We start from the raw sequence: 20,221 nt of genomic DNA on the forward strand, positions 1-20,221 counted from the left end.
CGAATAGGATAGGGAAGTGAATTTTCTGATGTACCAATATATGGACCGGGAGTATACCGAAACCGATTTTAGCGGGTCCGATCTGCGGGAGGGCGAGCTGCGGGGCTGCACCTTCATCCGCTGCCGCTTTCGGGGAACCCGTCTTGAGGAAAGCCATACCTACGCCTGCAGGTTTATCGAATGCGATTTCACGAACGCGCAGCTGAACGCCTCCGTCCATACGGGCTCGGCCTTCACCAACTGCCGGTTCAACGGAGCGAACCTGTTCGTCGCTAAACTTGAAGAATGCAAGATGGTCGGTTCCGATTTCACCGAGGCCAATATGGATGGCATGACGATCCGGGGCGGAGACTGGTCCTACACCCTGCTGCGGCATGTGAACCTTGCCAAGCAGAACCTGCGGGGCATCCGCTTCCTGGAGGCCGACCTTTATTCCGCCGGACTGGAAAAAGCCGACCTGCGGGATGCCGATTTCACCCGGGCCAACCTGGCCAAAGCGAAGCTTGGCGGCGCCGATCTGCGGGGAGCGGCGATGGAGGGCGTCGATTTCAAGGCGCTCGACGTCAAGGGAGCCCGCTTGGATACGGGCCAGGCCATTCTTCTTGCCCGCTCGCTCGGCGCCAAAGTGAACTAAAGCCGGGTGGCGCTTGAAGGACCATTCACTTCCGCAGCGTCAAGAAAGCAAAAAGACCGCAGTCCCGCTCCCCCACCGGAAGCGCAAGCTGCGGTCTTCTTTTGGTTTATCCCAGGACGACGCGGTCGTCTACGAACTTCTCTCCGCGAATACGAGCAAATTCATTCAGCAGTCCCTCGACGGTGAGATCCGGCTTCTCGGTCTCAGGCACGTCCAGGATGATTCGCCCCTTGTCCATCATAATGAGCCGGTTGCCGAGACGGATCGCCTGCTCCATGTTGTGCGTCACCATGAGCGTAGTAAGTTTCATCTCCTCTACGATCTGCTTCGTGAGCTTCGTGATCAGCTCGGCTCGCGAAGGATCGAGAGCAGCCGTATGCTCGTCCAGAAGCAGGATGCGCGGCTCCGTAAAGGTCGCCATCAGCAGACTCAGCGCCTGCCGCTCCCCTCCGGAGAGCAGTCCGACCTTCGCGCCGAGCCGGTTCTCCAGCCCGATGCCGAGACGGCTGAGCTGCTCGCGGAACAGCTTCCTCTTCCTCCCGGTGACGCCGATGGACAATCCCCGTGGCTTACCCCGCCGGTAAGCCATTGCCAAGTTCTCTTCGATCGTCATCGTCGGCGCCGTACCGGCCATCGGGTCCTGGAATACGCGGCCGATCCAATCGCAGCGGCGGTGCTCCGGCAAGTGTCCGACCGACTGGCCCGCAATGGACACCTTGCCGAGGTCCGGCGCCATTACGCCCGAAATGATGTTCATGAGTGTAGACTTCCCGGCCCCGTTACTGCCGATGACGGTGACGAAGTCTCCTTCCCGCAGATGCAGGTTGATGCCGGAGAGCGCGACCTTCTCGTCCGGCGTGCCGGGGTTGAACAGCTTCGTTACTTGTTCGATGCTCAGCATGAGCGCTCACCTCCTCGGCCTGAAGCTTCCAGCTGCGCCGCCCGCTTGCGGACGAGCGCCTTCTGGCGCAACGATCCCCGTACCATCGGCAGCGTCAGCGCCACGATGACGATGAGCGCCGTCATCAGCTTCATATCCGTCGGCTCGAGTCCGATCCGGATCGCCAGCGCCACAACCAGGCGGTAAACGATCGCACCCAGCACTACGGCGAACGTCGCCCGGATGACCGTGCGGTGTCCGAAGATCGCTTCGCCGATAATGACGGAGGCTAGTCCGATGACGATCATGCCGATGCCCATCGTAATGTCGGCGAAGCCCGAATACTGCGCGATCAACGCGCCGGACAGCGCAACGAGGCCGTTGGACAAGCTGACGCCGACGATGATCGTGCCGTGCGTGTTCACCCCGAAGCTGCGGATCATGCGCGGATTATCGCCTGTCGCCCTCAGCGCAAGGCCCAGATCCGTATGAAGGAACCAGTCGAGCGCGAATTTCACGACGAGCAGCACGAACGGCATGACGAGCAGCACCTTGACGTCCGTCAGCAGCGTATCCACGCCAAGAAGCGGGATGTTCGCCTTGCCCATGATGCGCAAATTGACCGAATACAGCGCAATCATCATCAATATCCCCGACAGCAGCGCATTGATCCGCCCCTTCGTGTGAAGCAAGCCGGTAATCGCCCCCGCCACGAGTCCTCCGAGAAACGCGCAAAGAGTCGCCAACGCCGGCGAGGCCCCGCCCGCAATCATCACCGAGGCGATCGCGCCTCCCGTCGTGAAGCTCCCGTCCACCGTCAGGTCGGGAAAATCCAATATCCGAAAAGTAATATAGACGCCGAGCGCCATAATGGCATACAGCAGGCCGAGCTCTACCGAGCCGGTCAGTGCATCAAGCATTCGTGATTCCTCCTCTTAGGAATGAAGAATGACCTTTCCGCGAGGAGAAGGTCACCCTGTACCGCATTATTTCGCCGTTCCGCTAATCAAGTTTTTCTTATCCTGCATCTTGTTCTTCATGGAATCGGTGATCTCTACGCCTTGGGCTTTGGCCGCATCCGTATTGATGATCAGGTCCAGCTTATCCGGATAGCTGACCTTCATATCGCCCGGCTTCGCCCCGTTCTTCAAGATTTCGACCGCCATCTTGCCGGCCTGGTAGCCGTGGTCGTAATACTTGAAGCCGTAAGTGGCGAGTGCACCGCGCTCCACGGTATCCCGATCGCTCGAGAAGAACGGCAGCTTCTTGTCGTTCGCTACTTTAATAATCGAATCCACCGCGCTGACAACCGTGTTGTCCAGCGTAATGTAGAAGGCATCCACACGGCCCACCAGCGATTCCACCGCCTGCTTCACTTCCGAGCTGTTCGTCACGGCCGCCTTCACGAGCTTGATGTTGTGCTTTGCAAGCGCCGCTTCCGCCGTCTTCGCCATAATGGCGGCGTTTGGCTCGCCTTCGTTAATCACGATCCCGACAGTCTTCACCTTCGGGAAGTCGGAAGCGATGAAATCCATCAGCTTCGGTACCGCATCTGGATGCGTATCCGCCGCCCCGGTGACATTCCCGCCCGGCTTATCCAGGCTCTTCACCAGCTTGGCGCCGACCGGGTCGGTAATCGCCGCGAACACAACCGGCGTATCCTTTACGTTCTGAACGACCGCCTGGGCGGACGGGGTTGCGATCGCCAGCACGAGATCTTTCTTATCGGCGGCGAATTTTTGAGCGATGGTTAAATTCGTGGTGCTGTCGCCTTGCGCGTTCTGATAGTCGACCTGCAGGTTATCTTTGTCTACATACCCGCTGTCCTTCAGTGCGGCGAGGAAGCCTTCCCGTGTTGCGTTAAGCGAAGGATGCTCGACAATTTGGGTAATGCCGATCTTGACGACCTTCTTGTCCTGCGGTTTGGAAGCGCCTCCCGCAGCGTCATTAGCAGGGCTCTTCGTACCGCAGCCCGCGAAGATGAGCGGCACGGCTACGAGCAGCGATAACCATTTGACGGATTTCATTAGCAGACCTCCAGTGTAACGTTAAAATGCTTTAAAGCAATAATGTATATCTTATTACGGTGAACCCTCATCCGTCAATGAATAAATGGCAATCGGAGTGAGCGGCTTCCATGGAATGGAAGTAAAGGCCGGCTTGCCATTTTATAGCATTTTCCGGGTGAAATAACGTTGCCAAAGGCGGTCGGCCACAGCATAAATGGACACGGATAGGGAATGATAAACCACATATAGGTTAAAGCAATTCAGCGGAGGCCGACTCGATGTACAGCTTGATTGCCTTGCTCTTGATTAGCGCCCTCGGACTTTGGCGGCTTCCCGTACTGCGGACCGCCTTGCACCCGCTCGAAGTGGTAACCGTCTGCTTCCTGACCGCTATCCTGCAGCAGTTCTCTTATGCCATCCTTATTATCAATCTACAATACTTGCAATTCAGCGGCAGCGTCACGGATTTCCTGACCTTGAAGGTCGACCAGCTCCTTGTTGCGCCGCTAATTCTGACCTATGCCGCCGGCGCTATCTTCCATGAAAAGGCAGGTCCGGTCCGCCGGGCGCTTGTCTGGGCCGCAGCTATTCTGCTGCTCACAGCGCAGTCCTATTATTTATTCGCGATGCATATTCTCGTCAACGTTCATTGGACTGCAGGCTCCATCCTCATCCTGATCAAGAACGCTTGCCTGGTGACTGTCGTGACGGGATTCGCCGTCCTATTCCGCTCCTGGCTCCGCCGTGCGGAGGTGCTGGCATGATCCTGTATCCGCCCGTCCGCTTCGACGCCAACGAATGGTTCATCCTGATCGTCTCCGCACTGATCTGGGGAGCGCTTCTGCTGGTTCCCCGGCGTCTTCCTTTCGTTACGCTGTTCATCATTTGGCTGTTCAACGGACTTCTGGCGTTCACTGCGGATTTCTCGATCGGCATTGACCCGTTCGATCTCTACGATTTCAACGACCGTCCGGAATTCGAATGGTTCGACGTTCTTCTCTATCTCTTCATGTATCCGCCCTCCGTTTTCTATATGCTGTACGGATATACATACTGGGAGCCCCACGGATGGAAGCTGTTCGGTTACATGCTGGCATGGGCCTTGGTGACCATGGGACTAGAGGGCATAGCGGCTTACGGCTTTCATGTTTTTACTTATAAAGGCTGGAAGCTCTGGTATTCCGGTCCCGCCTATATCGTTATTTATGGGTTAAACCTGATCCTCTTCCGCTTTATCCAAAAATACATGCCCGAAGTCAGCCGCTGACGCCGGCGTACGGGTGAGCCTTCGAGCACGATCCTCCATGGACACCGGGAAGGAAGTTTAATAGGATAATAGAGGAACCATGATTTCCTATCCGGGAGGCTTTCCTATGAATCCATGTATTTACTGCGCCAAGGACGAGCGGCTCGATCAGCTGATGATCGAAATCGGCCAGCTCCGCGTATCAACGCTGTTTCTCTTTAAGGAGCAAACGTATCGGGGGCGCGTCGTCGTCGCGCTGAACGAGCATGAACGCGAGATGTTCCATCTTTCCGACGAGCGCCGCCAGCTGCTGATGGCGGACGTAGCGCAAGCGGCTGCCGCGGTCGAGCGCGCCTTCCAGCCCGGCAAGATCAATTACGGCGCCTACGGCGATACGATGCCGCACGTGCATTTCCACATTGTGCCGAAGTACGAAGGCGGCCCGAGCTGGGGCAAGCCGTTCGAGATGAATCCCGGTCAAGTATACCTTAGCGAAGACGAGTATGCCGATCTGATCCGGGACATCCAAGCTCAGCTGTAAGCTTCGTTATACTCTTCGCCGCCGCCCCGGACCTCTTGGTCCCGGGCGGTTTTATGAACGTTAAGAAAGTTTAAGTTCGCTAAAGCGCTTAAGCGGACTGCAACTTTCTATACCAAGAAAAACGACCTCTAAAAACGGTCTGGCTGCTTTGAAGGACTCCGATAAGGAGTTTTTCTTATTTCACCAGCGCTCTCTAACGGGAATTCCCATTAGGCTGCGCTGGAAGAAAGAAAGAATTGCCTCCTCCATACCAAACATGCTATGTTAGAAAATAAGCCGACTCATTCGCTCGGATATGTATTATGAGGAGGATCTTGAATGCCTAATATTGCAGCAAACTTAACCGAACTGATCGGCAAAACCCCCTTGCTGGAGCTTAATCGCTACCGGCAAAGCCTTCACCTGGAAGCCCGGCTCCTAGCGAAGCTCGAATATTTCAATCCGGCCGGCAGCGTCAAAGACCGGATCGGCTTCGCCATGATCAAGGATGCGGAAGCCTCCGGGCGCATCAACCGGGATTCGGTTATTATCGAGCCGACCAGCGGAAATACAGGGATTGCGCTCGCCTTCGCGGCGGCGGCGCTTGGTTACCGGCTCATCATCACGCTGCCGGATACGTTCAGCATTGAGCGGCGGAAGCTGATGAAAGCCCTTGGAGCGGAGCTGGTACTGACGCCCGGAACCGAAGGGATGGCCGGCGCCATCCGGAAAGCCGAGGAGCTCGCGGCGGAGATGCCGAACGCGTTCATCCCCCAGCAGTTTAGCAATCCGGCCAACCCGGCCGTTCACCGGGAAACGACGGCCGAGGAAATTTGGCGGGATACGGACGGCGAAGTGGACCTGTTCGTCAGCGGCGTCGGCAGCGGCGGAACGATTACCGGCGTAGGGGAAGTGCTGAAGAGCCGCAAGCCCGGCGTCCGCATCGTAGCGGTAGAGCCGTTCGACTCACCCGTACTATCCGGCGGCCGCCCCGGTCCGCACAAGATTCAGGGTATCGGCGCAGGCTTCGTCCCTGACATCTTCGACGCCCGGGTCGTGGACGAAGTTTTGAAGGTCAAGAACGAGCAGGCGTTCGACACAGCCCGTCAGCTGGCGCGGATCGAAGGCTTGCTTGTAGGCATTTCCTCCGGCGCCGCGGTGTACGCCGCTGTCCAGTTGGCCAAAAGGCCGGAGAACCGGGGCAAGCATATCGTTGTCCTGCTGCCCGACACGGGCGAACGTTATTTATCCACGCCGCTCTTCCCGGAGGAATAAGCGGAAGCCATTCCAAGATGAGCTTGCCTCAAGGCAGGCTCTATTTTTTTTGCCGTTTTAACGCCAGGTCGCTGTCTCACCCGGGTCTTCCGGAATAAAGGATACATTTCACCCTCTTGGGGAAAATAGGCATTAGCATTGGAATGCTGTTACTTCCGCCTGGCTTCGCCGGCCGTGAGTTGGACCGCTGCCGGTCAAAGGCGGTTCGAGGAGAACCGATGACGAGCAAAGGGGGCAGGTCCCGTGAAGGATAACCCGATGATGAATGCAATTCGGAGCCAATTGCCCCGAACGGACGATCTGGAGAGAACCGAGCTGCAGAAGGACGGTTGGAATCTGGTAGTCTACCGCTTGTCCTGTCTGTGCGACGAGAACCTCGTGCGTCAGACGGTCCTTGAACCGTTCCTGAGCAGCGAGACGCTCCAAGATTTCCAGTTGAGCCTGGAAACCGTCGGCGCCCAGCCCGCGGATCCGCTCGGGGATGTTCGCTCTCCCTTGTTCGAGGGTTACGTCCTTATTGCGTTCGGAAGCTCTCTGTACTTCATGTCAGCGCTTAAATCGATGAACGAGCAGCCCGGCGATCTCAAGATCGAAAGCACGGTGCTCGGTCCGCAGAAGGCGCTTTGCGAGGACCTCTCCCTGAACCTTTATGCGATCCGGACACGCTATCCGAAACCGGAGCTGAAGGTGGACATGTACCGGATCGGAGAAGTCTCGAACACCCAGGTTGCGATGCTCTATGACACCTCCATCGTCGACCAGGCGATACTGTCGAAAGTGAAAGCGAAGCTTCGCAAGGTGAAGATCGACGTTCTCCAAGCGGCGGGCCAGTTGGAGACATTGATGAATAACCGGAGGCATACGCTCTTCCCGACCATGCTGATCACCGAACGGCCGGATCGGATCGTCCTGAATCTGTCTCAAGGGAAGATGGTGCTCATCGTGGCCGGATCCCCCTTCGCCTTGATTTTGCCGGCCGTCTTCTTCGATTTTATGTCGGCTATGGACGATATTTATCAGACTTTCTGGGTTACGCGCACGTTGCTGATCCTGCGCTATATCAGCTTGCTGCTCACGATCACGCTGCCCGCGCTCTACATCTCCATCATTTCCTATACCCCGGAAATTACGAGAGTGCAGCTCACCATGTCAATCGCCGGCAGCCGGGCGGCCGTTCCTTATCCCTCTTATGTGGAGGTGCTGATCATGCTGTTCATGATCGAAGCGCTTGTCGAAGCGAGCCTCAGGCTGCCCAAATATATCGGCTCCACGGCGACCACCGTCGGCGGTCTGATCCTAGGCCAGGCCGCGCAGCAGGCGGGGCTCGTCAGCAGCATCATGATCATTATCACATCGGTCGTGGCCATCTCGAATTTCGTCATCCCGATCAATACCATGAGCTTCGCCATGAGAGCGGTAAAGTACGTGCTCATTATACTGGCCTCCGCCTTCGGCATTATAGGTGCGACGGTCGGTCTCTTTATGCTGATCGCCTATTTAACGAAGCTTCGCAGCTTCGGCTTGCCTTATCTGAAAGTCTATGTCGAAGAGCCCCGTGCCGGCCGTAGAAAAAGCCAAGCAGGTGATACCGGTTGAACCGCTACTTCATATACATGGTGCTGATGTGCATGCTGACCAATACGGTGGTCTTCGTTCCCAGAATGCTGCTCACCGAACGGTTCAGCGGCGCCATGATGAGCATCATCGTGAGTATTGCGGTCGGCAGCTTAAGCTCATACTGGTTCACCAAATCCATTCTCGCCTTCCCGGGACAAGGACTGCCGGAAATCTTCGAAGCGGCTTTTCCCGCATGGTTCCGGGTGCCTTACCTGATCTTCCTGGCGGCCATGTGGATCGCGGCGGGAAGCTTCGTCGTCGTATCGTACGCCCGCATCATTCAGCGCTTCGTCAATCCGGATTTCAATTTGTTAGCGCTGCTCGCCTTCTTCCTTATCGTCAGTGCCTGGGTGGCGGCGGGCAGCTCCCGGTCCGTGCTCTACTTGATGGAGATCGTGATCATCATCAACCTGCCCCTGATCGTCTTCATTCTGTATAAGGCGATACGCAGCCAGAGCATGGATTGGGACGCCGTGAGGGTCATGACGCATTATATGGGCGAGCTGCCCACCCTGAATTCCGTCTCGGGGGCCACTTACGTCTTTACTGGCTATATCAATATGGCCATCTTCAACCGGACCTTCCAGGACGTGAAGCGCATCCAATGGTTCTGGGCCGTTCCCGTACTGGGTACGCTCGTGCTGGCAACCAGCTTCTTCATTCCGATCGGCTACCACGGGACCTACGGTGTCGATCAATACATCTATACCTGGGTCAGTACCTCCGATTCAATGCGGATGGAATTCGGCTTCATCGAGCGGGTGCTTTACGTATTTCTCCTGCTGTATTTGAGCATATCGCTGCTTTTTGTCAGCGTAACGTGGCATGTGGGTGCCGAGCTGTTCAAAGGGATTTTCCACCTCAACCATGTGGATGAGAACGATAGGCAGAGCGGTTCCTGGCTTTCCTGGCTTGTCTTCCTGTTCTCGGGAGGGATCGTGCTGTGGACTGCCGTTTACCTCAATGAGAAGCAGTCGGCGGCAGTGGCTTCGCACTGGTTTGTTCTGCGGCTGGTAAGCGAGCTGTCGCTGGTTGCCCTCATGGTATGGCTCGCACGAAGGAGGAGGCGGAAAGCATGAGGCGACTGCTCGCGGTGCTTGGTTTGCTCGGGCTTCTGCTCGGCGGCTGCGGCTTTAAAGATATCGACAAGCGGTTTTTCGTCTTGGCCGTCGGCGTCGATCCGTCAGGCAACGAGAAGAAGCCTTATCGGGTCACGCTGAAGCTCGGCATTCCCGCCCCGCGCATCGAGCCGGGACGGACAAATACATTTGAGCTCATTACCCAAGACGGAGAAACGGTGTCGGAGGCCGTCCGATTAATGAAATCGAAGGTCGACAAGGAGCTGGATTTCGGTCACGCCAAAATTTTCGTCTTCGGCAGAGCGCTGGCCGAGCAGAATATCACGCGTCCCCTGAATTGGTTCAATCGCCGCAGGGACATTCAAATGATCGGCTTCACCGCCATCGGCGATCCTTCCGCCGCAGCCGTGCTTGGGACGAATCCCAAATCGGAGCGCCTGCCGGCCAACAGCCTGTTCCTCAGCTTCAATCAAGAAGGGACGGAGTCCGCTTTTATCGTGACGGAAACCTTATCGGATCTTATGCGCCGAATGTCCGAGCGGGGGAAGGACCCTTATATGCCGGTGATCCGTACGGCGGGCGATACGTTCATCATCGACCAAGCCGCCTTGCTGGATAAGCAGAAGATGGTACACATTCTCGATTCGGATGAAACGCGCATCCTGCATGAGCTCGGGACAGGCTTCTCGAAGTTCGATCTTACTTTCAAGGATCAGGAGAATAAAAACATCGTCCTTTCCGTCAATTCCGTCAAGATGAACTATTCCATTCACGAAACGCCGGAAGGAAGGCCCGACGCCATCAAAATGCACATCAGCCTCACGGGACAGGCCGAGGAAGCGGAAGGGCCGATCTACAGTACGGACTGGGACAAGCTGGGCCGGCTTGCCGGGGAGCAATCGGGCAAACGCGTCGAGCACCTGCTAACCGTCATGCAGAAGCACCGGGTGGACCCGATTGGCTTCGGCCTGCGCTACCGTGCGCTAGGGCATGTCAGCGACAAGGAGTGGGAGGAGTGGCTGGCAAGCTACCCGAACCTGAAGTTCGAGGTGACCGTCAAAGTCAAGATCATGAGCAGCGGGGTTATTAGGTAAGGGAAGGTTCTGGCGGACGGCACCGGGAAGCTTGGGCGGACGGCTTCCTTGACACGAAACCTTTTGGTTTCTTATAATGAGGTATATTGTTGCGCCTGATCTCGCCGTCGGGCCTTAAGATGGAGGACAAACCCATGTCAAATAATCAAGGAAATCCGCAAACTTCCGTTCCCGATATCCGTCATACCGTCGTTTTCCAAGCTCCGATCGAGAAAGTGTGGAATGCCGTTTCCACCTCGGAGGGCATCGCCGTTTGGCTGATGCCCAATACGTTCGAGCGAACCCTGGGGCACGAATTTACGCTGGAATCGACGTACGGCACGTCCTATTGCAAAGTGACGGAGCTCGAGCCGCCTCATCGCCTCGCGTTCACATGGGGAGAGGATTGGATCGTCTCGTTTGAATTAAAGGATTTGGGCGGCAGCACGGAGTTCACGCTCGTTCACTCCGGCTGGAAAGCGGCGGAAGCCGTACTTCCTCAAGCCCGGGAAACGACCGGCGTCGTTCGCGACCGGATGAATCATGGCTGGGGCGCGGTCATCCTGCCGCGGCTCGGCCAATTCGTCGAGGCCTGATATGAGTGCTCCCTCGCCCAAGCATGACGTGTTTCAAGCGATTGCCGATCCTACCCGCCGCCGGCTGCTCCAGCTGCTTGGGGACAAGGACATGGCGGTGACCGTGCTCAGCGGGCATTTCCCGATCAGCCGTACGGCCGTATCCAAGCATCTGCGCATCTTGTCGGACGCCGGTCTGGTCCGGGAGCAGAAGGTCGGCCGGGAAACGCGCTACAGCCTGCAGCCGGAGCCGCTGCTGGAGCTGAAGCGCTGGCTGGCGTATTATGAGCGGTTCTGGGATAACAAGCTGACGGTGCTCAGGCAGTTCGTCGAAGCGGACGATCCCGAGCCGCTGCGCCCGAAGGGCCCCAGACTCGTGGATGCCGGCAAGGAGTCCGGACAATAACGGTTGCGAAGCCTCACGACGCTAAGTCCTTTGACCATGGGGGCTAGCGTCTTTTTTCTTATATGCCTGTAACAAGCACCCCGCCCTCTGCCCGTTTCCGCACGGCTTTACACCGGACGAGGATAGAGCTATCCTTGTATAGTAAGGTGTCCGCGAGTGCCTGCGGAACCGCCGAAAAGGAGCGTACCTGTGATGAATCCCATGAATCCCCCTATAGACTCCCCTCTGCGGGTGCTCGTCGTTACCGCGGTTCCCGCCGAGCGGGATGCGGTCCTCCGCGGCCTTGGCGGCAGCGGCAGGTTCGAAGCGATCGCCGCCGGCGTCGGGCCGGTCGCCTCGGCGATCGGTACGGCCAAAGCGCTGGCCGCCGGCGACTACGGCCTCGTCGTGATCGCCGGCATCGCCGGAGGCTTCGCAGCTGAGGCCCCCCTGGGCTCGCTTGTCGTAGCGAGCGAGATCGTCGCCGCCGACCTGGGGGCCGAGACGCCGGACGGCTTCTGCAGCCTGGACGAGCTCGGCTTCGGTACGGCCCGCGTCCCGGTCGACGAAGGCCGCGCGGCCCGGCTGGCCGAAGCCTTGAAGGGCTCTGCACGGGCCGTCTGCTTCGGGCCGATTCTGACGGTATCGACCGTGACGGGAACAGCCGCAACGGCGGACAAGCTCGCCGCCCTGTACCCCGGCGCCGCCGCGGAAGGCATGGAGGGCTTTGGCGCGGCTTCGGCGGCCCGGGACCGGGGTGTACCGGTGCTGGAGCTCCGGGCCATATCCAACCCCGTCGGCCCGCGGGACCGGGGCGCCTGGCGGATCGGCGATGCGCTGCAAGCGCTGGAAGCCGCCGGTCCCGTACTACTGGAGGTGTTAAGATGAATATTGCTTTTTCTCCTTGCCCGAACGATACGTTCGTCTTTCATGCTTGGGTTCACGGCCTGGTGCCGGGGGCGCCCAAGCTCGATGTAACCTATGCCGACATTGATATTACGAACCATCTGGCGGCTAACGGCACCGGCCCTGAGGTCTTGAAGATTTCCTACGCCGCCCTTCCTTGGGTGCTGTCCGAATATGCGCTGCTCCCCTGCGGAGGCGCGCTCGGCCGGGGCTGCGGTCCGCTGGTGCTGACGGGCAGCCGGCATGCGGGCGTGCAGGATCCCGCCGTCTTGGCCGGGAAGCGCGTAGCCGTGCCGAGCGAACGCTCCACCGCCTACCTGCTGTTCCGCCTATGGGCGGCGCAGCAGGTGCCGGGAGGCGTAGGCGAGATTGTGGTCATGCCGTTCCATGAGATCATGCCCGCCGTGCGCGACGGCCGGATCGATGCCGGACTCGTCATCCACGAGGCGCGCTTCACCTATCCATCGTATGGCCTCCAGCTGCTGACCGACCTCGGCAGCTGGTGGGAGAGCGATACGCAGCTGCCGATTCCGCTCGGAGCCATCATCGCCCGGAGATCCATGGACCTTGATGCGCTGGCCCGGTGGACCCGCGCTTCGGTCGAATACGCCTGGGCGCATCCCGATGCGTCGCGCGCTTACGTCATGAGCCATGCGCAGGAGCTGGCTCCGGAGGTGGCGCAGGCGCATATCGACCTCTACGTAAACGAGTTCACCGTCGACCTCGGCGATAGCGGCTACGGCGCGATTGAGGCGCTGCTCGGCCGTGCGGCGCAGGAAGGGCTCGTACCGGAGTTCGACCTTGCCGCTCTAAGATAACGACGAAACGAGCCGGTTCTATCCCTCAAGTTCAGGGAATAACCGGCTTTTTTGTTGTGTCCGTAAACCCCCGCAAATTACCTCATTCATTGCTTCTTAAGGCCTATACGGAGAGCATCCGACGGCCGCTTATGAGCCGCTGCGGAACCATCCGGAGGTTACGCCGCTCATCTCGCTTATCGTCTATCAGCACCATGAGGTGCTGAGCGAGGCGGGCTACCCTCGAAGCTTGCGCAGCGGAGAAGTGCTTTGAGCAAGCACAGTTGAACGGACAGCTCGTCTTGGCGAACGAGGACCAATCCTTCGATGTTCCTAAAGCCGTAGCGGCCGCCGATGATTCGCCACCTAAATCATTGCTGCCGTTAACGTTCACGCTCATCAAGCCCTCCGCATATAAAACGAGCGCCAGTCCCATCAACCGCAAGTGGGGATTGGCCGCATCGCGCTGCAACATAATAAAGGCCGAACTACCAAACAAAGCCAAAATTAATCCATTGCAGCACCATCAAGCGGAATGTTCTCTACTTGCTCCAGGCAAAAAAATCCCCGCTGGCCGCTCGGCTAGCAGGGATAGGTGCGCTCAACGCTTACGCTTCATGTTGAAAATAATCGGCCCGATGCATATAGATCTCCTCGATCTTCTTGACGATCGGACCGTTTGCTTCCGACCTCATCTTCACTTCGCTCCACTCCGGGTCCTTCCTGAACAGATCCCACTGACGGTTCCGTTCCTCCATATCGGCGTATTCCATCGTGTAATACAGCTTAGGCTCATTCCGGTCTACCCAGAAGTTCGTCACCTTCATGCCCAGCCGCTTAAAAATGTGGAGCGTATGATTCGAGAAGCGCTCATGGATGGCATCCATTCGTTCCGGATAAATGGTGTAGATTCGAAGCTCGGTCAGCATATGGTTTCCCTCCCAGCCTTTTTTCATAGACCCATCATAAGCCATTCGGCCGCTCGGTTCAATCTACGTCATGAACACATTTCGCGCAACATGAACGGCGTTAATCGTCTTGGGGATGCCAACATAGGGTGCACACTGGAGCAAAGCCTCCATCACCTGCTGCTCGGTCAGGCCTACGCGAATGGCGGCATTCAGATGAACCTGCAGCTGCGGTTCGCATCCCCCTTGGGCCGTTAAGGCGGCTATAGTGACAAGCTGGCGCTGCTTCACATCCAGTACGGACCGGCTGTAGATTTCCCCGAAGGTGAATTCCACGATCTGCTCCACGAGCCTTGGAGCCATCGTTTGCAGCGACTGTACGACCGCTTCTCCGTGTTCGCCGTCGATTTCCTCCAGCTTCTTGAGGCCTCTCTCCCGTCTTGCCTGGACGTGATCCTCCAGTTCATCCTCTACGCGGACTTCGATCCCCCGCTCCGCAAAGACCTGCTTCGCCGCACCGATGGCATTCAGTGCGCGTGGGAAGCCGCAGAATGGAATGCAGTGAGTGGCGATTTCAACCGCCTCCTCCGGCATAAGCCCCGCCTTCAAGCCGAAACCGATATGCCACTTCAGCTGATTCGGGCAATCGCCCAGCGAGATTAGCGCCGAGATAATGACCAATTCCCGCTGCGCATAGGTGAGTGCCGGATCGCTGAATAATTGCCCGAACACTTCCACAATGTATCGACCGATATGCGGAGACATCTCCTGCAGGCTAAGAAGGACTCCTTGAATGGCTTCTTCGTCAATACCGTGCAGCAGGCTTCTCCCGATGTCATAGGTTGGGTTCATGGCCGCTCCTCCTCCCGCTTTTCATTTTCTTCCTCCCACTCCCGGTAAATCCTGATTTTCTCATGAATCGCCGCATGATGCTCCTGAAGCTTCCCGATCTGTTCGGCCAGCTTGCTCCTATGAGCTTCAAGCAGCACCCTTCTTTCCTTCGTTGTTGAGGCGCCCTGTCTTCTTAGCTCGGCAATCTGCTGCATCTGCCGAATGCTCATCCCCGTAGCCCGAAGCCTGACCAAAAAACGAATCCAGGCCAGGTCGGCTTCGGAATAGAGGCGGCGGCCGTTTGGGCCTCTCGTAATAGCATGAATCAGACCGTTCTTCTCGTAGTAACGCAGGGTATACGCTGTAATTCCGGTTAACTCGGCAATGGATTGAATGCTTAAGTAAGGTTCCATACCGTCAGTTTACATCTTAGAGCGCGCTCTAAGTCAAGAAGAAAACCGCTGCCCCCCTAACGCACGAGAAACTTAAACATCGGCAAGGAAACAATCAGGTTGCGGCCTTATGTCCCTTTACACACAAAAATAAGGGGCCGATTCGGCCCCACAGAGTGCCCTAGAAAGTGATTTTTGACAAGAATATAGATACATACGGGGGGTATATACTGGAGGAGCGATAGCGTTCGCCTTTGTCTGCGGGAAATACCCGCTGCTAAGAGCTTCGAAAAAAATTTCCTGCAGACAACAGCGACGGAAGTAGATACCCCACCCCACTCGTAACATCTATTACCTCAATTTCGGCCGTGGCTGTTATCTGTCAGAAAAGCAACGAGGGTAATCCCTCGGAGCTGACTCCGTCAAGACTACCCTCGCAATGCTATGGATTCTCGGGAACGGCCGCAATCACTATGGCTGCCTGGAAGCTGTACACAATGAAGACAGTATCGCAGCAGCAGAAGTCTATAGCTGTTCGCTAGCCGGCAATTGAAGCGAGACCTTGTCGCGCAGGTGAAATTGCCGAGGGGAGCTGATCTCCCACTGGCCGTCCTCGGTGCGGATGTGATAATGGAATTCTTTCCCTTGAAACTGAACGTTCGTCACTTCGCCCGGAATGCCGGATGGGTCCGGGGAGTCAAGCTGAAACTGGTCGGGCCGGACCGGGTACAACCCGCATGATTTAAAATACTCGGCGACGCGGCTTCCCTGCCACTCCACGGAGCCATCCGCGCCCGCCGGTACAAATCGATCATGATTCCAGCGCCCGCGGATCAGGTTGGCCTTTGATACGAATTTGGCGACAAATTCGGTCTGCGGGCGCAGGTAAATGTCCTGCGGCGCGCCGATTTGCTCGATCCCCCCGTCCTTCATGACGACAATCCGGTCCGCCATGGCGAGCGCTTCGCTCTGGTCGTGCGTCACGTACACGATGGACGTTCCGGTTTGCCGGTGAATGGATTGAATCTCGCGGCGCATATCCATGCGCAGCATCGCATCCAGGCTGCTGAGCGGCTCGTCCATCAGCAGCAGCGACGGCTCCGAAGCGATCGCTCTAGCGATCGCCACCCGCTGCTTCTGCCCGCCGGACAGCTCGTGCGGCATGCGGGTTCCGTGCTGCGACAAGCCAACCATCTGCAGCACGCTCGCGATCCTCTCTTGCTCCTTATCGCGAATATGGGCCGGAGTCTCCTGATGGTGACGAATCGGGAACCGAACGTGTTCCGTCACATTCATATGCGGCCAGAGGGCGAACGACTGAAACACCATGCCGATGTGACGTTTCTCCGGCGGCAAGCTGAAGCCCGGCTTCGCCGCCACTTGCCGGTTCATGCGGATTTCGCCCGTTGTCGGCTGCTCGAAGCCTGCAAGCAGGCGCAGCAGGGTTGTCTTGCCGCAGCCGGAAGGGCCCAGAATGGCGATGAATTCGCCCTTCTCTATCGTTAAATTCAAGGATTTCAGCGCTTGGAAGGTTCCGAATGTTTTGCTGACTTCCGTCAATTGAATGCTCATGACGATTGAACTCCTTTTCTGGCTGAGAGCTTCCGGATAAGATGCAAGAGTCCCATACCCGCCATAATCAAAAGAACGATCAAGCTGGACAGCGCCGTGGAATACAGCGTGTTGCCGGCCTGCTCGAAGCCGAATATCGTAACCCCGATCGTTTGCGAGCCGCTCGACCATAAGAGCGCGGATACCGTAAGCTCCGTAAGCGCCGTCAGGAAGACGAGGAACGCGCCGCTGATCAGTCCCGGAAGCAGCAGCGGAAGCAGGATGAAAAACCACTTCTTCCAGAAACCGGCACCAAATATATGAGCCGCCTCTTCCATGGAAGGATCGATTTGGGTAAAGGCCGCGATTCCCGCTCTCACCTGCAGGATCATAAAACGACACACGTAAGCGATAAACAAAATGCGAATCGAGCCGTAAATGCCGGGATTCCAACCGGGGATGGGCTGCATCCACGCGAGGATCATCGCAAGACCGAACACGATGCCAGGCAGCGTATAAGGAAGAGCAACGGCTAGCTCCGCCGACTTGGTCAGCCATGAGGGCCTGCGCACCCGCACGTAAGCTAGTAAAGAACCGATCACCAGGCAGATGACCAAGGTAACGATGGATAGCGTCAGACTATTCCGGATGGATTGCCACACCTTCGGGTTTTCCAGCAAAATGTAAGTATAATTGACAATCGTCATATTCGATGGCTGAAAAGGAAGCCCATATGCTCTTTTCAAGGAGATGGCCACCATGGACGCGATCGGGACAACGGTAATGAACGCAAGGGACACCCACACGGCTGCTGTGACTGAAGTTCGGTGCCTCCCAAGCGCATAGCGCGGGCTATTATCCACAATCACGGTATCGGTCGTTTTGATTTTTCGGACGGCAAGCCATTGCAAAAGCGTTCCGAGGATGGCGATCATCCCCAGCATGACGGATAAAGCGGCTCCTCTGGCGAAGGCGGAAGGGCCGAAGCCGATAATTTCTTCATAGATTAACGTGCTCAGAACGGATATATGTGCGGGAATGCCCAGGAACGCAGGGATTCCGAAGTTGTCGAGCGATGCCAGGAAAGCAAGCAAGCCGCCGGCGGTCAGACCGGGTAAAGCCAAGGGAAAGGTGACCAGGCGGAACGTTTTCCATTTTCCGGCGCCGCTGGCTCTTGTAGCCCACTCCAAATCGCGGGGTATCTTCCTCAGGATATCAACGGTCAGCAGATAAACAAGCGGGAAGTGGTGGATACCCATGACAAAAATGATGCCGCCGTAGCTGTACATGCTCCATGGCTTGGCGTCCGGGTTCAGCAGATGCAGCAGCTGGGCCGCGAGCCCCTGATTGCCCATGAAGGAAGACCAAGACAGCGTCAGAACATAAGACGGCAAAATAAAGGGAAGCAGCATCGCCATGTGCAGTGCTTTCTTGTGCTTCATGTCGGTGTAAGCCATCAGCCAGGCGGCCAGCACGCCAAGCGCAACCGAGACGAGAGAAGAGCCGACGATAATGACGAACGTATCGTTCAATGTCTTCCACAGGCGGCTTTGCTGCAGCATCTCCGAGTAATGCGCAAACGTGAGACCGCCATTGCCCTGGATACTTAATACCGCGAGCTTACCGACCGGCAGCACGAAAAATATGAGCAGTAAGACGAGGGCAAGGCCTACCAATACTTGTTTCAAAAACAAAAGGGGACGGGAGAAAATGACGTATTTCTCCCCTTCCCCCTTCCTCTCAAGCTCAATCCGGTTGGAATCGATCATAGTTTAAAGCGCTCCGCTTTCTTATTGTCCGAAGATGGAAGTGAACTGTTTTTTGTCCGCTTCGCGAGCTTCCGTCAGTTTGGAGATATCGGAAGAAAGCACTTTGAATTGATTGATGCTTTTAAGTCCTTTCGGCGCTTCCACACCTTCGCGGATCGGCGTGTAGCCGATGCTGGAAGCTAGCTTTTGGCCGTCTTCGGACAGTACAAAGTCGACGAAGGCTTTAGCCGCTTTTTCGTTAGGCGCATTTTTCACAATGCCGATCGGCTCGGTAATGACCGGTACGCCTTCCGACGGGTAGACCAGTTCAATAGGGGAGCCTTTCGCTTTCTCGCGGGCTACCATAAAATCGACAACCATGCCGATCGGCTTCTCTCCGCCGGCTACGGCCTGCAGCACGGCGCCGTTTCCTTTGACGACGGAGATGTTGTTCGCCTTGAGGCCTTTGAGGTAGTCCCAACCGAATCCGTCCGTGCGGGAAAAGACGCCTACGTTATAAGCGGCAGCGCCGGAGTACAGCGGGCTTGGCATGATGCCGGCGTCTTTGGCATCCGCTGCGGCGAGCGCTTTCCACGAGGTCGGCAGCGTTTTTACTTTTTGCGTATTGACGGCCAGTACGGTCGCCATCACTTTCGTCCCGGAGTAAGTGCCGTCCGGATCGACAAGATCTTTAGGGATTTTCGCCAGCTCGGGCGATTTATAGGAGGCCAGCAAGTTTTGCTTCTTCAAGCCCTCGAACGTAACGGAGTCGGCCAGCAGGAGCACATCGGCCTGCACTTTGCCGGCCTGGTTCTCCGCTTGCAGCTTGGCGGTAACTTCTTCGGTGCCGGAACGGAAGCTTTCCACCTTCACATCGGGATATTTCTTATTGAAAGCCGCAACCAGCTTCGTGACATCTTCTTCCGGCTGAGACGTGTAGAACGATAATTTGCCCGAAAGCGCAGCCGTATCCTGCTTAGGCGTTTCTTGCTTAGGAGCCGCCCCGGTTCCCTGGCTAGCCGACGGTTGTCCGCTTGTCCCGCAGCCGCTAAATACGAGCAGTGCCGTCAAGCTCATCAATATTGACCCTTTTCTAATCATGACGATTCTCTCCCTACGTTATGTATTTTGGTTTGTCTACGTTTTATTATAAAAAAGCTCTGTCAACATCCTGTTAACTTGGATGTCGACATTTGTAAACACGTGCAAGGTCGAGCAAACAAAAAAGAGTCCTCCGCGATCGAGGACCCTTCATCAACTTTTTCATCGCATCCGGCCAGCCTACTCTACGAAAGCAAATGCATGGCACGTAATTTTTCAAAAATGATTTGGTTAACAGGGGATACGCGTTCCCGGTCATTATAGGTTAGCCAGACCAATTCCTCTATTTCGGAAGCCGGACTCAGCTCTCCTTCGAAATCCGCCGTATAACAAGCCATTTTGACCAGAACGCCTTCCGATTTGCCATGGGCCTGAGCTTCGAACGTTCCGAAATACGAGATGGTCTCGGGCTTGATTCGAACGGATAATTCCTCCTCTATTTCTCGTAAAAGAGTGTCGGCATCCGTTTCACCGGGCTCCCTTTTTCCTCCGGGCAAATAATAAATATCTTTTCCTTTGGAGCGGGCGCCTAATATTTGACCATGAACAATATAGATCCATGCAATCTTATCAATGACGGTTGTCATCTCATTCCCCCTCATTTTTCTAGAATTATAGCATTAGCAGTTCCATCTTCAAAATTGCTTCGCTTCTTCCCAAGCTTAGCTATAAAGTCATTCTATATTTAAGTTGA

Annotated in this window: 23 protein-coding genes; 12 read left to right on the plus strand and 11 right to left on the minus strand. The window is 56.5% G+C overall.

Going from position 1 to position 20,221, the window contains the following annotated elements; all coding sequences use genetic code 11:
* Positions 1-28: 28 nt before the first annotated feature.
* Positions 29-634, plus strand: a complete 606-nt coding sequence (locus O9H85_RS25725) for a pentapeptide repeat-containing protein (RefSeq protein WP_269884379.1) — start codon at positions 29-31, stop codon at positions 632-634.
* Between the two features lie 106 nt (positions 635-740).
* Here the strand turns inward: O9H85_RS25725 and O9H85_RS25730 are convergent, their stop codons facing one another.
* The 3 genes from O9H85_RS25730 to O9H85_RS25740 form a co-directional block, all read right to left on the minus strand.
* A complete protein-coding gene (locus tag O9H85_RS25730; RefSeq protein ID WP_269884279.1) occupies positions 741-1,535 on the minus strand; it encodes an ABC transporter ATP-binding protein in 795 nt (264 codons plus the stop codon).
* Positions 1,529-2,434, minus strand: a complete 906-nt coding sequence (locus tag O9H85_RS25735; RefSeq protein ID WP_269884280.1) for an ABC transporter permease — start codon at positions 2,432-2,434, stop codon at positions 1,529-1,531. The genes O9H85_RS25730 and O9H85_RS25735 overlap by 7 nt, the downstream gene beginning before the upstream one ends.
* 66 nt (positions 2,435-2,500) lie before the next feature.
* Positions 2,501-3,541 (minus strand): ABC transporter substrate-binding protein, encoded by a 1,041-nt coding sequence (locus O9H85_RS25740; protein ID WP_269884281.1) that lies wholly within the window; start codon positions 3,539-3,541, stop codon positions 2,501-2,503.
* A 260-nt stretch (positions 3,542-3,801) separates the two neighbouring features.
* On the opposite strand from O9H85_RS25740, the gene O9H85_RS25745 reads away from it, so the two are divergent.
* The 11 genes from O9H85_RS25745 to O9H85_RS25795 all read left to right on the plus strand — a co-directional run bounded on the left by O9H85_RS25745 (position 3,802) and on the right by O9H85_RS25795 (position 13,017).
* Positions 3,802-4,287 carry a hypothetical protein gene (locus O9H85_RS25745; RefSeq protein ID WP_269884282.1) on the plus strand — a complete coding sequence of 162 codons (486 nt, stop codon included), beginning with the start codon at positions 3,802-3,804 and terminating at the stop codon, positions 4,285-4,287.
* Positions 4,284-4,790 (plus strand): hypothetical protein, encoded by a 507-nt coding sequence (locus O9H85_RS25750; protein WP_269884283.1) that lies wholly within the window; start codon positions 4,284-4,286, stop codon positions 4,788-4,790. The genes O9H85_RS25745 and O9H85_RS25750 overlap by 4 nt, the downstream gene beginning before the upstream one ends.
* Positions 4,791-4,896: 106 nt before the next feature.
* On the plus strand, positions 4,897-5,310 hold the full coding sequence (locus O9H85_RS25755; RefSeq protein ID WP_269884284.1) for an HIT family protein: 414 nt from the start codon (positions 4,897-4,899) through the stop codon (positions 5,308-5,310).
* A gap of 318 nt (positions 5,311-5,628) precedes the next feature.
* Positions 5,629-6,564, plus strand: coding sequence for a cysteine synthase A (cysK, locus tag O9H85_RS25760; RefSeq protein WP_269884285.1), 936 nt, complete (start codon positions 5,629-5,631; stop codon positions 6,562-6,564).
* Positions 6,565-6,807: 243 nt separating this feature from the next.
* Complete coding sequence (locus tag O9H85_RS25765) at positions 6,808-8,160, plus strand: spore germination protein (protein ID WP_269884286.1); 1,353 nt, start codon at positions 6,808-6,810, stop codon at positions 8,158-8,160.
* A complete protein-coding gene (locus tag O9H85_RS25770) occupies positions 8,157-9,260 on the plus strand; it encodes a GerAB/ArcD/ProY family transporter (protein ID WP_269884287.1) in 1,104 nt (367 codons plus the stop codon). Before O9H85_RS25765 ends, O9H85_RS25770 begins: the two co-directional genes overlap by 4 nt.
* Positions 9,257-10,354: a Ger(x)C family spore germination protein gene (locus O9H85_RS25775; RefSeq protein ID WP_269884288.1), complete on the plus strand. Its 1,098-nt coding sequence runs from the start codon at positions 9,257-9,259 to the stop codon at positions 10,352-10,354. The genes O9H85_RS25770 and O9H85_RS25775 overlap by 4 nt, the downstream gene beginning before the upstream one ends.
* Before the next feature lie 134 nt (positions 10,355-10,488).
* Positions 10,489-10,929: an SRPBCC family protein gene (locus O9H85_RS25780; protein ID WP_269884289.1), complete on the plus strand. Its 441-nt coding sequence runs from the start codon at positions 10,489-10,491 to the stop codon at positions 10,927-10,929.
* A gap of 1 nt (position 10,930) precedes the next feature.
* Positions 10,931-11,314 (plus strand): ArsR/SmtB family transcription factor, encoded by a 384-nt coding sequence (locus O9H85_RS25785; RefSeq protein WP_269884290.1) that lies wholly within the window; start codon positions 10,931-10,933, stop codon positions 11,312-11,314.
* A 192-nt stretch (positions 11,315-11,506) separates the two neighbouring features.
* On the plus strand, positions 11,507-12,181 hold the full coding sequence (locus tag O9H85_RS25790; protein ID WP_269884291.1) for a futalosine hydrolase: 675 nt from the start codon (positions 11,507-11,509) through the stop codon (positions 12,179-12,181).
* Positions 12,178-13,017, plus strand: coding sequence for a 1,4-dihydroxy-6-naphthoate synthase (locus O9H85_RS25795; RefSeq protein ID WP_269884292.1), 840 nt, complete (start codon positions 12,178-12,180; stop codon positions 13,015-13,017). Before O9H85_RS25790 ends, O9H85_RS25795 begins: the two co-directional genes overlap by 4 nt.
* 103 nt (positions 13,018-13,120) lie before the next feature.
* On the opposite strand, the gene O9H85_RS25800 is transcribed toward O9H85_RS25795, so the two are convergent.
* From O9H85_RS25800 to O9H85_RS25840, 8 genes are all read right to left on the minus strand, one after another.
* Complete coding sequence (locus O9H85_RS25800; RefSeq protein ID WP_269884293.1) at positions 13,121-13,495, minus strand: hypothetical protein; 375 nt, start codon at positions 13,493-13,495, stop codon at positions 13,121-13,123.
* A gap of 109 nt (positions 13,496-13,604) precedes the next feature.
* Complete coding sequence (locus tag O9H85_RS25805; protein WP_269884294.1) at positions 13,605-13,925, minus strand: NIPSNAP family protein; 321 nt, start codon at positions 13,923-13,925, stop codon at positions 13,605-13,607.
* A 63-nt stretch (positions 13,926-13,988) separates the two neighbouring features.
* Positions 13,989-14,756 carry a carboxymuconolactone decarboxylase family protein gene (locus O9H85_RS37545; RefSeq protein WP_333474266.1) on the minus strand — a complete coding sequence of 256 codons (768 nt, stop codon included), beginning with the start codon at positions 14,754-14,756 and terminating at the stop codon, positions 13,989-13,991.
* Positions 14,753-15,148: a MerR family transcriptional regulator gene (locus O9H85_RS25820; protein ID WP_269884295.1), complete on the minus strand. Its 396-nt coding sequence runs from the start codon at positions 15,146-15,148 to the stop codon at positions 14,753-14,755. The genes O9H85_RS37545 and O9H85_RS25820 overlap by 4 nt, the downstream gene beginning before the upstream one ends.
* Positions 15,149-15,652: 504 nt before the next feature.
* Positions 15,653-16,699 (minus strand): ABC transporter ATP-binding protein, encoded by a 1,047-nt coding sequence (locus tag O9H85_RS25825; protein WP_269884296.1) that lies wholly within the window; start codon positions 16,697-16,699, stop codon positions 15,653-15,655.
* Positions 16,696-18,447: an ABC transporter permease gene (locus O9H85_RS25830; RefSeq protein WP_269884297.1), complete on the minus strand. Its 1,752-nt coding sequence runs from the start codon at positions 18,445-18,447 to the stop codon at positions 16,696-16,698. The genes O9H85_RS25825 and O9H85_RS25830 overlap by 4 nt, the downstream gene beginning before the upstream one ends.
* Positions 18,448-18,468: 21 nt before the next feature.
* Positions 18,469-19,527, minus strand: coding sequence for an ABC transporter substrate-binding protein (locus tag O9H85_RS25835; RefSeq protein WP_269884298.1), 1,059 nt, complete (start codon positions 19,525-19,527; stop codon positions 18,469-18,471).
* A 185-nt stretch (positions 19,528-19,712) separates the two neighbouring features.
* On the minus strand, positions 19,713-20,114 hold the full coding sequence (locus O9H85_RS25840) for an NUDIX hydrolase (protein WP_269884299.1): 402 nt from the start codon (positions 20,112-20,114) through the stop codon (positions 19,713-19,715).
* Positions 20,115-20,221: the final 107 nt, after the last annotated feature.

This window comes from Paenibacillus gyeongsangnamensis (assembly GCF_027533625.1).
Lineage (GTDB): Bacteria > Bacillota > Bacilli > Paenibacillales > NBRC-103111 > Paenibacillus_G > Paenibacillus_G gyeongsangnamensis.

Excerpts from the sequence above, each read along its gene's own strand:
- O9H85_RS25725 (WP_269884379.1), top strand. The coding sequence starts at position 29 with ATGTACCAATATATGGACCGGGAGTATACCGAAACCGATTTTAGCGGG.
- O9H85_RS25730 (WP_269884279.1), bottom strand. The coding sequence starts at position 1,535 with ATGCTGAGCATCGAACAAGTAACGAAGCTGTTCAACCCCGGCACGCCG.
- O9H85_RS25735 (WP_269884280.1), bottom strand. The coding sequence starts at position 2,434 with ATGCTTGATGCACTGACCGGCTCGGTAGAGCTCGGCCTGCTGTATGCC.
- O9H85_RS25740 (WP_269884281.1), bottom strand. The coding sequence starts at position 3,541 with ATGAAATCCGTCAAATGGTTATCGCTGCTCGTAGCCGTGCCGCTCATC.
- O9H85_RS25745 (WP_269884282.1), top strand. The coding sequence starts at position 3,802 with ATGTACAGCTTGATTGCCTTGCTCTTGATTAGCGCCCTCGGACTTTGG.
- O9H85_RS25750 (WP_269884283.1), top strand. The coding sequence starts at position 4,284 with ATGATCCTGTATCCGCCCGTCCGCTTCGACGCCAACGAATGGTTCATC.
- O9H85_RS25755 (WP_269884284.1), top strand. The coding sequence starts at position 4,897 with ATGAATCCATGTATTTACTGCGCCAAGGACGAGCGGCTCGATCAGCTG.
- cysK (WP_269884285.1), top strand. The coding sequence starts at position 5,629 with ATGCCTAATATTGCAGCAAACTTAACCGAACTGATCGGCAAAACCCCC.
- O9H85_RS25775 (WP_269884288.1), top strand. The coding sequence starts at position 9,257 with ATGAGGCGACTGCTCGCGGTGCTTGGTTTGCTCGGGCTTCTGCTCGGC.
- O9H85_RS25780 (WP_269884289.1), top strand. The coding sequence starts at position 10,489 with ATGTCAAATAATCAAGGAAATCCGCAAACTTCCGTTCCCGATATCCGT.
- O9H85_RS25785 (WP_269884290.1), top strand. The coding sequence starts at position 10,931 with ATGAGTGCTCCCTCGCCCAAGCATGACGTGTTTCAAGCGATTGCCGAT.
- O9H85_RS25790 (WP_269884291.1), top strand. The coding sequence starts at position 11,507 with ATGAATCCCATGAATCCCCCTATAGACTCCCCTCTGCGGGTGCTCGTC.
- O9H85_RS25795 (WP_269884292.1), top strand. The coding sequence starts at position 12,178 with ATGAATATTGCTTTTTCTCCTTGCCCGAACGATACGTTCGTCTTTCAT.
- O9H85_RS25805 (WP_269884294.1), bottom strand. The coding sequence starts at position 13,925 with ATGCTGACCGAGCTTCGAATCTACACCATTTATCCGGAACGAATGGAT.
- O9H85_RS37545 (WP_333474266.1), bottom strand. The coding sequence starts at position 14,756 with ATGAACCCAACCTATGACATCGGGAGAAGCCTGCTGCACGGTATTGAC.
- O9H85_RS25820 (WP_269884295.1), bottom strand. The coding sequence starts at position 15,148 with ATGGAACCTTACTTAAGCATTCAATCCATTGCCGAGTTAACCGGAATT.
- O9H85_RS25825 (WP_269884296.1), bottom strand. The coding sequence starts at position 16,699 with ATGAGCATTCAATTGACGGAAGTCAGCAAAACATTCGGAACCTTCCAA.
- O9H85_RS25830 (WP_269884297.1), bottom strand. The coding sequence starts at position 18,447 with ATGATCGATTCCAACCGGATTGAGCTTGAGAGGAAGGGGGAAGGGGAG.
- O9H85_RS25835 (WP_269884298.1), bottom strand. The coding sequence starts at position 19,527 with ATGATTAGAAAAGGGTCAATATTGATGAGCTTGACGGCACTGCTCGTA.
- O9H85_RS25840 (WP_269884299.1), bottom strand. The coding sequence starts at position 20,114 with ATGACAACCGTCATTGATAAGATTGCATGGATCTATATTGTTCATGGT.